Source organism: Bradyrhizobium denitrificans (assembly GCF_013179005.1).
Classification (GTDB): domain Bacteria; phylum Pseudomonadota; class Alphaproteobacteria; order Rhizobiales; family Xanthobacteraceae; genus Bradyrhizobium; species Bradyrhizobium denitrificans.
This window is the reverse complement of sequence record NZ_JABFDP010000009.1, coordinates 224,528-235,089: the sequence shown is the minus strand read 5'-3', so window position 1 is coordinate 235,089 and position 10,562 is coordinate 224,528. Positions and strand designations below refer to the sequence as shown.

Sequence of the window (10,562 nt, the reverse complement as noted above, 5' to 3'; positions counted from 1 at the left end):
TAGGGGAGAGCACAACATGGCGCGGTTTCTCATCGCGGCTACGGCGCTACCTGGTCACGTCTTTCCTTTGTTGGCCGTATCCCAACTCCTCGTGAGTCGGGGCCACGAGGTCGTCGTCAATACCGGCAGTCTGTTCAGGGAGCGAGTGGAGGCGACCGGCGCACGATTCGTCGCGTTTCGCCCGGAGATCGATCACGATTATCGGAAACTCGACGAGCACTTTCCCGAACGCCGCAAGATTGCACCTGGTCCCGCGCTGCTCTCCTTCGGACTGAAGCACATCTTTGCGGATGCAATACCGCATCAGGCCGCCGGGATACGCGACTTGCACCGCGAGTTTCCTTTCGATGCGATCATCACCGATACGATGTTCTGCGGGACGTTTCCGCTTCTGCTGGGCCCGCCGGAAAAAAGAGTCCCGATCATCGGGCTTGGGATCACGGCGCTCGCTCTGTCGAGCGCAGACACCGCCTTCTTCGGCACCGCGCTCCCGCCATCCATCACGCCGGCCGATCGCGCGCGCAATGCTGCGATGAATAGCCACCTGCAGAAAGTGATGTTCGGCCCGGTGCAGCAATACTTCAACGATGTCCTCGTGAGGATCGGGGCGCGCCCTCTGCCGGCATTCCTGTTCGATAGCATGATCACGCTGCCTGACCTGTATTTGCAGCTGACGGCCTGGGAGTTCGAATATCCGCGTGGCACGATGCCAAGCAGCATCCGCTTCGTCGGCCCGCTGCTGCCGCCGCCATCGACCGGCTTCCGCCCGCCGCCTTGGTGGGACGAGATCGACAATGCCGGCCCGATCGTGCTGGTCACTCAAGGCACGCTCGCAAACGAGGATCTTGGGCAGCTTGTCGGGCCAACGCTGAGGGGCTTGGCGAACGAGGACCTGACGGTGATCGCGTGCACCGGCGGCCCACCAACCGAATCGATCCCGGTGGTGGTGCCGCCCAATGCGAGGGCGGCGACATTCCTGCCGTTCGACCGTCTGCTCCCGAAGGTGAGCGTCATGGTGACCAATGGCGGCTATGGCGGCGTCAATCACGCGCTCAGTCTCGGTGTGCCGTTGGTCGTCGCCGGGGATAGTGAGGAAAAGCCTGAAATTGCCGCGCGCGTCGCGTGGGCGGGCGCCGGCATCAATCTTGGGACCGGCCGGCCATCCGCCTCGCAGATTCGCGAGGCGGTCCGCGCCGTGCTCACCACGCCGCAATACCGACAGCGTGCACAGGCGCTGCGCGCCGCGTTCGCCAGCTACAACGCTCGTAACGAGATTGCGGAACGGGTCGAACAGCTCGCGGCCACCGGATTGCCAGCCAGCTCTCAGGGAGATCCACCTCGCAGGTTCGACCTTGTCGGGACTCCTGCGGAGCCTGCAAGTCGCTGAGCGCGATCGATTTCGACGCTGGCCTGAGGCGCGGGACGTCGGGAGCGGGTTGATTCGCCCCTATTTTCGAATCGGGCTTCGGGCTCGTCTCCGAACGCAGTCGATCGCGGATGCAGACTGCCGGAGTCGGGCGTCATGCCGACTTCGCGGTCGGATCCAAAGGAAGGTCGTCGCGTGAAAAGGCCGCTGTCGAGGTTCGCGTGGATCGCCTTCCCAATGCTCGCCGTAACAGTCTGCGTCGCCATGTTCGCTGTGAGCGGCGCGAGGCGCCAGCAGGTCGAAGCGGCCGCAGCGCAGATCTCCGATCCGCGACGGGACGCAGGCGAACGTTCGGGTGCGGCACCGATCGCGACGACGCTTGCCCGCGCCGAACGGCATTCGATCACCGAGACGCTGGCCGTGACCGGATCGCTCGTGGCCCGCGAGGAGAATGTTGTCGGTGCGGAGGTCGACGGGTTGCGCATCGTCGAACTGCTGGCCGACGTTGGCGATCGCGTGGAAGCAGGGCAGGTGCTCGCTCGCCTCGACGGCACGATGCTCCGGACACAGCTCGCGCAGAACACCGCGATGATCGCGATAGCCCAAGCGTCGGTCGCGCAGATGCAGGCCTCGATGGCGGAGATGCAAGCCAACGAAGCCGAAGCGGCCGACGCGTTGAATCGCACGCTGACCTTAAACTCCACCGGCACGATATCTCCAGCGCAACTCCTGGCGCGTGAGACCCAGGCCAAGGTCGCCGCGGCAAAGTCCACCGCAGCTGCGGAGAATTTGCGCATGGCCAAGGCCGAGGAAGCGTTTGCGGAGGCGCAACGTGGTGAGATCGAGCTGAAAATCGCGCGGACCGAACTGAAGGCGCCGACTGCGGGGATCATCTCGCACCGCGCCGCTCGCCTCGGCGCGGTGACCGGCACGGCGGGCGAACCTCTGTTCCGCCTCATACGTAACGGTCAGATCGAATTCGATGCCGAGGTTCCGGAAACCGTGCTGCCGCAGATCGAGCCGGCCCAGGACGTGGAAGTTTGGTTGCCCGGCGTCAGCCAGTCCATCCGCGGCCACGTGCGGCTGGTCGATCCCATTGTCGACAAAGCGAGCCGTCTCGGTCGCGTCGCGGTCGCGCTCTCTCCCCATGCGGCCATGAGGGCCGGTGTTTTTGCCCGCGGCAGCATTACACTCGGCAAGCGACAAGCCGTCACCGTGCCGCTGTCCGCCGTCAGCTTCAGCAAGAATGGCAGCTATGTTCAGCTCGCGACCAACAATGTCGTCGAACTCCGCAATGTCCAAACCGGACTTGCACGCGGCACCCGTGTCGAAATCGTAAGCGGGCTGATTGAAGGCCAGGAGGTCGTCGTTCGAGCCGCCGCTTTCGTCAGGCCGGGCGACCGGATCTTGCCGGTCCGCAGTGATGCCGGATCTGCGGGAGAAGACTGAGATGGCCCTCAACATCTCCGCCTGGTCGATTCGGAAGCCCATTCCATCGCTGGTGCTATTTGGCGTCCTGATTGTGCTCGGTGCGGTCAGCCTGAAGACCCTGCCGATCACGCAGATGCCCAATATCGACATCCCCATCGTCACCGTCACGATCGCCCAGACCGGTGCTGCGCCGAGCGAGCTGGAAACGCAGGTCACGAAGAACGTCGAAAATGCGGTCACCGGGGTCGTCGGGGCCAAGCACGTCACGTCGAGCATCTCTGACGGCGTGTCCGTGACGACAATCGAATTCCAACTGGGGACGCCGGCCGATCGTGCGGTCAATGACGTCCGGAACGCGATGGCGAATATCCGGTCGGAGCTGCCGCAGAGCATCGAGGAACCGTCGATACAGCGGGTCGAGGTCGGAGGGATGGCCATCGTCACCTATGCCGTGTCGTTTCCCGCTTGGACAGCCGAGCAGGTGTCCTGGTTCGTCGATGACGTCATCACGGGAGCTCTCCAGGGCGTTCGCGGCGTCGCGCAGGTGAAGCGCGCTGGCGGCGCCGATCGTGAAATCCGGGTATCGCTGCAACCCGACCGGCTGATCGCGCTCGGCATCACAGCGGCGGACGTGAACGCGCAGCTGCGAGCGACGAATGTCGATCTCTCCGGCGGGCGCGGTGAAGTGGGGGCGGGAGAGCAGACCATACGCATGCTCGCGGGGGCCGCGACGATCGACGGACTGGCCAATACCGCGATCGTGCTGCCCGGCGGCCGAAGGACTGCGTTGAAGGAGATTGCCACGGTCATCGATGGCGCGGCCGACGCCCGCAGCTTTGCTCGCCTCGATGGACGACCGGTGGTCACCTTTGGTGTCTTCCGTGCGAAGGGCTTCTCCGACGTGGCCGTCGCAGAGGCCGTCGGGAAGAGATTGGAGCTACTCGCCAACGAGCATCCCGATCTGTCCGTATCCGAGATCGACAGCACGGTGCGCTATACCAAGTCCGATTATAGAGCCACCATGCAGACGTTGACCGAAGGCGCCATCCTCGCGGTCGTCGTCGTGCTGATTTTTCTGCGCGACCTTCGCGCGACGGCAATTTCCGTGCTCGCGATACCGTTGTCGATCCTCCCGACGTTCTGGGTGATGGACATCATCGGGTTTTCGCTGAACGCCGTCAGCCTGCTCGCAATCACGCTGGTCACCGGCATCCTGGTCGATGATGCGATCGTCGAGATCGAGAACATCGTCCGCCACATCCGGATGGGCAAATCAGCCTATCGCGCCTCGCTCCAGGCGGCCGACGAGATCGGACTCGCGGTCGTCGCGACGACCATGACCATCGTCGCCATGTTCATGCCGGTCAGCCTCATGGACGGCATCGCCGGTCAATACTTCAAGCAGTTCGGCCTCACGGTCGCCATCGCAGTCACGTTTTCCTTGCTGGTCGCAAGGCTGATCACGCCGCTGCTTGCGGCATATTTCCTTCGCGCCCCTCGGCGCCATTCCGAAGGGCATGGAGTGCTCATGCGGCACTATCTCCGCATGCTCGAATGGTCGCTTCGCCACCGCTTCGTCACGCTCGCGTTTGCTGGCCTGGTCTTCCTGGGCTCGTTGATGGTCGCAGGTGCCTTGCCGCTCGGCTTTCTGCCAACCGATGACCTGTCGCGTTCGGTTCTCCTGATCGAGCTGCCACCGGGCTCGACGATCGCGGATACCGTGGCCGCCACGGACCGCATCACGGCCCTGCTCAAGAAGCGGCCGGAAGTCAGGAGCGTCTATGCGGTCGGCGGCACCGCCGGCGCCCACGGGCTGAGCGTCACCGCGGGTGACGTGCGCAAGGCCACCATCATCGTCGACCTCGTTGCGCGCAGCAACCGGTCGCACGGCCAGAAGGCCTTCGAGCACGACATGCGCGCGGCGCTCGGCGCGATCCCGGATCTTCGCTACAGCTTCGGCAACGGCGGCGGCGGACGCGAATTCACGCTGATCCTGTCCGGACGCGATGGCGCCGCGGTCGAGCAAGCGGCATTCGCGGTGGAGCGGGACGCCCGGCAGAACGTGTCCGTGCTCGCGAATGTCGTCTCGACCGTGGCTCTCGCCCGGCCGGAGATTCGCATCCTGCCGAGGCTGGAGGAGGCTGCCGATCTTGGAATCTCCGGGACGCAGATCGCCGAAGTGGCGCGGATTGCGACGATCGGCGATGTCTCCGCACGTCTGGCGAAGTTCTCGGCCGTCGACCGCCAAGTGCCAATCCGCGTGCAGCTCGACGAGCGAGCTCGAGGCGATCTATCGACTCTCGATATGCTGCGGATCAAAGCCAGGAGCGGCACCGTACCGCTGGCCACGGTCGCCGAAATCGGCTTCGGCGAGGGGCCGATGACCATCGAACGCTATGACGGCAGGCGTCGCGTCGCCATCGAGGCCGACCTCGTCGGAAGCACCCCGCTGGGCGAGGCCATCGCGCAAGTGATGGCGCTGCCCTCGGCACGCAACCTGCCCGCCGGCGTGACGATTGCGAGGTTCGGCGATTCAGAGATCATGGACGACGTGTTTTCGAGTTTTTCGTTCGCGATCGCTGCCGGGGTACTCATGGTGCTCGCCGTCCTCGTTCTGCTCTTCGCCGACGCGATGCATCCGATCACCATCATCTTCTCCATGCCGCTGTCGATCGGCGGAGCGCTGCTTGCGCTGCTGCTGGCCGGCCATGCCATCAACCTCTCGGCCATTATCGGATTCCTCATGCTCATGGGAATCGTGACGAAAAATGCGATCCTGCTCGTGGACTTCGCCATCACAGAGGTCGCGAGCGGTGTCGAACGCACGACGGCGTTGCTCGAAGCCGGCCGCAAGCGCGCTCAACCCGTGATCATGACGACGGCGGCCATGACGGCAGGGATGGTTCCTTCTGCATTGGGGCTCGGCGACGGCGGCGCGTTCCGTTCCCCCATGGCGGTCGCATTGATCGGTGGGCTGCTTGCCTCGACCTTTCTCAGCCTTGTCTTCGTGCCGGCCGCCTTTACGATCATGGACGATTTCGGCCGGCTTCTCGACAGCAAGCTCTCGCGCTTCGTCGGACCGAAGGACGACATCAAGCTCGTGGGCGATTCTCAGGTCTGAGCCGAGGAGAAAGAGTTCAAGGCGCTGATCGTCGGATGCGCGATGAGGTCGTGGCTCAGGATGGGCTCCTGCGGCACGACCTAGCGGTCGCCATCGCCGTGGAGACGCGCTGGGGGCCCCGGACTCCGATCAGGACTGGCGGAAGGGGTGGGATTCGAACCCACGGTACCCTTGCGGGCACGCCGGTTTTCAAGACCGGTGCCTTAAACCACTCGGCCACCCTTCCATCCTGTGCTGGTCCGGAACAGCGCGATCGCATGCGTCGCCGCGCACCAGCCTGACCACGCTTGTTTAGGGTGTTGCCTTGCGGCTCGTCAACGGCGCTGCATCAGAGATGCGCGCCATCATGCGTTGCGGAATTCGTTCTGAACCAGGCCCGGTCGAGGCTGATGGCGACCGGGGGCGATCATTCGGCCGATGTCAGGCCGGCAGGGCATGGCGCCGCTCTCGCGCGGGCCGTACCGAGGCCTCCTCACCTGAACGCAAGGGCGACCAGGCCAGAGCACAGGATTGCCGTGCTCACCGCTGCCAGGGCGAGAAATCCGCCCGAAAGCATATCTTGATGTTGCATCCGCCACCGCCTGCGTTCTGCCGCTGTCACGCGCGCGCTCGGCGGCTGGAGAAAGGCAATGTGCAAACGGCCAACTTGCAGAACTGCTGCTTCAAGCCGTCTCTGAAGCAGCGCGGCCCGTTACGCGGGCCCGTTCGACATCAGGCCCGGAAACGCACGCCCTCAAAGGCGTGAGCGAGGAAGATCCCGGCGCCAACCAAGCCCATCACTGCGGTAACTGCTTCGATCATAGCGAACACATCCTGTTGCGCCCCGCGAGAAGGAAACGACGTGCAGCCCTGCACAGTCAAAATGATTCAGGTCCCGGAAAATGAGATCAGACTGAGCTGAGGATTTCGAGCAACATATGTGACCAAAAAGGTGCACTCGAAACACGATCGTGCTGTCTGGGTGGGGGACGAGAGCGGCCTTCTCGTCTCAGTTGCAGTCGGAAAGCTCCGGTTAACCACGGCGAGCCCACCCCATTTCCGCCGTGTTCGGGTTGCGTTATCCTTACTTGATGAGTTGCGGGGATGCGACTCGGGGACAAGCCGGGACGATTCGAGCCTGATCGCGTGTTCAGGCGCTGCCGGCGAAGTGGTAATTGGGGTCGATGGGGATTGGTCAAACACATCCGGTCGAGAGAGCGGTGCGTAGCGCTGTCGCCGTCCTCGCCTGCCTGATGGTCGCGAATTGCGCCTCGTCGAACAAATTCGCCAGCAAGGTCGATCCGAAATACGGCGTGTCGTCGAGCCCGCGCGTGGTCGGCTTCGGCGAGCCGGTGCCGAAGGGCGGCGGTGTCTACCGGGTCGGCAAGCCCTATACCGTCGCCGGCAAGACCTATGTGCCCGAAGAAGACACCAATTATCGCGCCGAAGGCATGGCATCCTGGTATGGCGATGACTTCCACGGGCGCCTGACCGCCAATGGCGAGGTGTTCGACATGGCCTCGCTGACGGCGGCGCATCCGACCCTGCCGATGCCGAGCTATGCCCGGGTCACCAACCTCGCCAATGGCAAATCACTCATCGTCCGCGTCAACGATCGCGGCCCGTATCATGCCAACCGGCTGATCGACGTCTCCAACAAGGCGGCTGACCTGCTCGAGTTCAAGGGCACCGGCGTCGCCCGCGTGCGCGTCGAATATGTCGGCCGCGCCCCCCTGGAGGGGTCCGACGACGTCCAGCTGATGGCGACCTTGCGCACGGGCATCCCGGCGCCGGCTCCGTCCCTGGTCCGCGTTGCCTCGGCCAAGCCGTTCGTGCCGGACGTCGGCGCGGGCCGGCCGATTCGCGGCGAGGTCCCGCTGCCGGAGGGCCGTCCCTATACGCTGGGCAACGGCTCGGCCGACCTGGCCTCGATCGCCGCAACGTCGGAAATGTCGGCGTCCAGCAGGACGCGGGGGCGGAGCCTCGATAATCCGCGCGCCGTCTCCTATGATCAGAACGGCCGCTACGCCGCGCAGGGCAGGGCAGAGGCCAATGATGGCGCCGACGAAGCCCGAGACATCATGAGCGGTCGCGGGCTGTACTGATTAAGGTCCGCTGACATCGACGAAGCGCCTCGCGTCGGCTGACGCGGCCGGCTTGGCGCGACCAGTTGCGCCCCCATTGTCGAGGACATCCGCTGTCGAGCGCGGCCAGGGATAAACCGGCAGGGATAAACCGGCTCGCAAAAGGCCAGGGCTTCGCCCGCGCGCTCGATCCGGGATTCGGTGTTACCGTGCCGGCCTTCAGGCCGCATCGGGAGGCTGTGCATTCGTCGCTGAGTTCCACCGTGACGGCCCGCAGTCGATGTCATGTCGACGGCCGGCAGTGGATCGGCTAGCTAGGCATCCGCGATAGTCGCGGATGCACCGGCGTGATTCGCCATTGTTCAAAAGCCATCGGCGACCCCGACAATGTTTTCGAGCACATTATCGACCTATATGAACCTCGTGCGCGGGATCGCAGCCATGGCTGTGGTGCTGTACCATATCCGCGACAACGGACTGAGCCCCGTCTGGCTCCGCCCGTGGCTCCCGCCGAACGGCCAGGCCTATGTGATGATCTTCTTCGTCATCAGCGGCTTCGTCATCGCGCATCTGGCCGACCGCAAGACCGCCTCGGAGTTCGTCACCGATCGAGCGGTTCGGATCTTTTCGGTTGCGCTGCCGACATTGGTGATCTGCGCGCTGCTGTCGGTTCTGCTTCCGGGCGCCTCAACGAAATATCCTGAAGCGCTCGCGCATCCTTTCGCAAGCTTTGCGCTATGCGCCGTATTCCTCAACGAATCGGTGGCATTGGACATTCATCCATTTCTGGATGGACCATATTGGTCGCTGTCGTTTGAAGTGTTCTACTACCTGATTTTTGGCCTGTGGATCTATGCGGACCGTTTCAAGCTGCCGTTGACTGCGCTGGCCTGTGCGGCCGCCGGTCCGAAGATCCTCTTGCTGTTTCCGTGTTGGCTCGCCGGCGTCGCCGTCCACCGCGCGACGCGGATCAGCAATGACAACGCGCTGCTGACCTGGACCGCCGTCATCGTCGTTCCGCTGCTCTTGCTGGCCCTGCTTGGCATCAGCAAGCAATCCTTGAACGTCGTGTCGCGCGACCTGGTCGGCTATGTCGAGCACTCCGGAGAATTCCTGCGCAATTGGCTGGTCGCTGCCGCCTTTGCCGTTCACCTGTGGGGCGTCTCGCGTCTGCATGCCCGCATCCCGGCGTTTCTTGCCGACGCCGCGAACCGCTTTGCGGGCATGTCGTTCAGCCTGTACCTGCTTCACCTGCCGATTCTGCTCGCGGTGTTCGCGCTGCTGAGGGATCAACAACAAGCCGACCAACCGGGCATCGGCGTCGTCCTGATCGCACTGTCGGCCGCCGTGGCGGGCTCATTCATGTTTTCACAGGTGACCGAGCAGCGTCGCCATGTCGTCCTTGCGTTCGTCCGTCGGCAGTTGGTGCGCGTGCGCGCGACGTACGCTGCCGTTCCGAGCGGGAGTTGAGATGCCCCAACGGTGGGACCGGCTCGCGCCCCCATGACGAGCGTTAGCTCTGCGGCGCCACCTCGCGCAGGAATGCGATCAGCGCCGCGTTCACTTCGTCGGGCCGTTCCTGCTGGATCCAATGCCCCGCGCCGGCGACGATCAGCTTGCGCCGGAGATCGGGAAGCACGCGCTCCATGTCCTGGACGCGCTTGGCGCCGATCAGTCCGGTCACGACCGCGTCCTCGCCGCCTGCGATGAACAGCGACGGTTGTCGGATCTGCGCATCCTGCCAGGGCGCGGTGAGCTCCCAATTGCGATCGATATTGCGGTACCAGTTGAGGCCGCCGCGAAAGCCGGAGGCGCGATAGGCGTCGACAAAATAGGCCAGGTCGTCCGCGCTGAGCCACGCCGGCAAGGGCAGGTCGGGATCGACCTCGCCGAGGAAGCCTTTATCTGGCGTGACGAACAGCGACTGCGGATCGGAGAAGCCGCGGGCCAGCATCGTGCGCATCGTCAGCGCGATGTCGCGTTCGAGCTCCGCCTCGGCGACACCGGGCGCCTGAAAATACTGCCAGTAGAAGGTTTCGATGCCACCAGCCCGCAGCATGTCGAGCGGCCGGGCGCGGCCGCGGAACGGGGGAGGGACGCTCAGGCCTGCCACGGCCTTGAACAGGTCCGGCCGGAACAAGGCGGCGTGCCAGGCCACCGGCGCGCCCCAATCATGGCCGATGATCACCGCGTCCTGCGCTCCGAGCGCGCCCACCAGCGCGACCATGTCGCCGACGATGTCGAAGATCGAATAGGCGCCGATCTCGGCCGGCGCCTGCGAACCGCCGAAGCCGCGCATGTCCGGGGCCACGACGCGATAGCCCGCGGCGGCGAGCGCCGGGATCTGATGCCGCCAGGAATAGGACAGTTCGGGCCAGCCGTGGCACAGCAGCACGAGCGCACCTTCGCCTTGCTCGCGCACGCAGAGTTCGATGCCGTTGGCCTTGATCATCCGCGTCGATGACATCGCTTCCCCTCTCGATTGATTGATTTTTGATCGCGCTCCCGGAATGCTATCGCACCCTGCGCGAGGCGGCGCAAATTCCGGGACAGCGGCCGCCTCCGCAGGACTGCCGTGTTG

At 64.5% G+C, this 10,562-nt stretch carries 6 protein-coding genes and 1 tRNA gene; 5 read left to right on the top strand and 2 right to left on the bottom strand.

Annotation, left to right across the window (positions count from 1 at the left end):
- Positions 1–16: 16 nt before the first annotated feature.
- From HL671_RS12195 to HL671_RS12185, 3 genes are all read left to right on the top strand, one after another.
- Positions 17–1,387, top strand: a complete 1,371-nt coding sequence (locus HL671_RS12195) for a glycosyltransferase (protein ID WP_172236522.1) — start codon at positions 17–19, stop codon at positions 1,385–1,387.
- A gap of 135 nt (positions 1,388–1,522) precedes the next feature.
- A complete protein-coding gene (locus tag HL671_RS12190) occupies positions 1,523–2,815 on the top strand; it encodes an efflux RND transporter periplasmic adaptor subunit (protein WP_307769048.1) in 1,293 nt (430 codons plus the stop codon).
- A gap of 1 nt (position 2,816) precedes the next feature.
- On the top strand, positions 2,817–5,918 hold the full coding sequence (locus HL671_RS12185) for an efflux RND transporter permease subunit (RefSeq protein ID WP_246579471.1): 3,102 nt from the start codon (positions 2,817–2,819) through the stop codon (positions 5,916–5,918).
- A 136-nt stretch (positions 5,919–6,054) separates the two neighbouring features.
- Here HL671_RS12185 and HL671_RS12180 read toward each other — a convergent pair.
- Positions 6,055–6,144, bottom strand: a tRNA-Ser gene (locus HL671_RS12180).
- A gap of 937 nt (positions 6,145–7,081) precedes the next feature.
- On the opposite strand from HL671_RS12180, the gene HL671_RS39315 reads away from it, so the two are divergent.
- Both HL671_RS39315 and HL671_RS12170 read left to right on the top strand, forming a co-directional pair.
- Positions 7,082–8,002 carry a septal ring lytic transglycosylase RlpA family protein gene (locus HL671_RS39315; RefSeq protein WP_083780680.1) on the top strand — a complete coding sequence of 307 codons (921 nt, stop codon included), beginning with the start codon at positions 7,082–7,084 and terminating at the stop codon, positions 8,000–8,002.
- Between the two features lie 366 nt (positions 8,003–8,368).
- Complete coding sequence (locus tag HL671_RS12170) at positions 8,369–9,451, top strand: acyltransferase family protein (protein WP_012044172.1); 1,083 nt, start codon at positions 8,369–8,371, stop codon at positions 9,449–9,451.
- Between the two features lie 43 nt (positions 9,452–9,494).
- Here HL671_RS12170 and HL671_RS12165 read toward each other — a convergent pair whose 3' ends face one another.
- Positions 9,495–10,448 carry an alpha/beta fold hydrolase gene (locus HL671_RS12165; protein WP_041750760.1) on the bottom strand — a complete coding sequence of 318 codons (954 nt, stop codon included), beginning with the start codon at positions 10,446–10,448 and terminating at the stop codon, positions 9,495–9,497.
- Positions 10,449–10,562 lie beyond the last annotated feature (114 nt).

Excerpts from the sequence above, each read along its gene's own strand:
- HL671_RS12195 (WP_172236522.1), top strand. The coding sequence starts at position 17 with ATGGCGCGGTTTCTCATCGCGGCTACGGCGCTACCTGGTCACGTCTTT.
- HL671_RS12190 (WP_307769048.1), top strand. The coding sequence starts at position 1,523 with ATGCCGACTTCGCGGTCGGATCCAAAGGAAGGTCGTCGCGTGAAAAGG.
- HL671_RS12185 (WP_246579471.1), top strand. The coding sequence starts at position 2,817 with ATGGCCCTCAACATCTCCGCCTGGTCGATTCGGAAGCCCATTCCATCG.
- HL671_RS39315 (WP_083780680.1), top strand. The coding sequence starts at position 7,082 with ATGGGGATTGGTCAAACACATCCGGTCGAGAGAGCGGTGCGTAGCGCT.
- HL671_RS12170 (WP_012044172.1), top strand. The coding sequence starts at position 8,369 with ATGTTTTCGAGCACATTATCGACCTATATGAACCTCGTGCGCGGGATC.
- HL671_RS12165 (WP_041750760.1), bottom strand. The coding sequence starts at position 10,448 with ATGTCATCGACGCGGATGATCAAGGCCAACGGCATCGAACTCTGCGTG.